This is a genomic window from Kitasatospora sp. NPDC059817 (genome assembly GCF_042731835.1).
Taxonomy (GTDB): Bacteria; Actinomycetota; Actinomycetes; order Streptomycetales; family Streptomycetaceae; genus Kitasatospora.
The window spans coordinates 25,864-27,014 of record NZ_JBHWIR010000014.1; the positions used below are offsets into that span (position 1 = coordinate 25,864).

The window sequence follows — 1,151 nt, forward strand, 5'->3', positions numbered from 1 at the left end:
GCCGCCCCCCCGCCCCCCCCCGGCCGGCCCCGCCCCCGCGGCCCCCCCGCCCCCCCCGGCGTCCCGCCCGCCCCCGCGCGCCCCCCCCCGCGCCCCCCCCCGCTGCTGCGGGTGCCGCAGCTCGCGATCCACCTGGACCGCCAGGTCAACGACGGCATGAAGCTCGACAAGCAGCGCCACCTCACCCCGATCTGGGGCCTCGGCCCGGTCGACGAGGGCTCGCTGATCTCCTACGTCGCCGAGCGCGCCGGCGTGGACGCCGCCGACGTGGCGGGCTGGGACCTGATGACGCACGACGTCCAGCCGGCCGCCTACCTGGGCCGCGACCGCGAGCTGCTGGCCGGCCCGCGCCTGGACAACCTGCTGTCCGTCCACGCCGCCACCGCCGCGCTGGCCGCCGTCGCCTCCGCCGAGGGCGCCGCCGACCTGCCGTACATCCCGGTGCTGGCCGCCTTCGACCACGAGGAGACCGGCAGCGAGTCGGACACCGGCGCGCAGAGCCCGCTGCTCGGCAACGTCCTCGACCGCACCGTCCACGCGCGCGGCGGCACCCCGGAGGACCGCGCCCGGGCGCTCGCCGGGACGATCTGCCTCTCCTCCGACATGGGCCACGCCGTCCACCCGAACTACGCCGAGCGGCACGAGCCGGGCCACCACCCGCTGCCGAACGGCGGGCCGATCCTCAAGGTCAACGTCAACAACCGCTACGCGACCGACGGCGTCGGCCGGGCGGTGTTCGCGGCCGCCTGCGAGAAGGCCGGCGTGCCGTGGCAGTCCTTCGTGTCCAACAATGCGATGCCCTGCGGCACCACCATCGGCCCGATCACCGCGGCGCGCCTCGGCATCAAGACGGTGGACTGCGGCATCGCGGCGCTGTCCATGCACTCGGCGCGCGAACTGTGCGGCGCCGAGGACCCGTACCTGCTGGCCAGCGCGATCAAGGCGTTCCTGGAGGGCTGATCCCGGGCTGATCCCCCCTCAACGGCGAAGGGGGCCCGCGGGGGAAACACCCCCCGGCCCCAACCGCCCAGGACGGGCCCCACCCCGGCCGGTGGAGGAGAAACAAAACCCAACCCCCCCGACCCCAGCGCGAGTGGGGGGGGGGGGGGTGGGGTTGGGGGTGGCCGGGCTCGTATAACAAACACACACAC

At 75.9% G+C, this 1,151-nt stretch carries 1 protein-coding gene; it reads left to right on the forward strand.

The window, feature by feature from the left end; translation table 11 throughout:
* Positions 1–960, forward strand: a 960-nt coding sequence (locus ACFV61_RS05260; protein WP_380490223.1) for a M18 family aminopeptidase, incomplete at its 5' end; no start/stop codon positions are given.
* Positions 961–1,151: the final 191 nt, after the last annotated feature.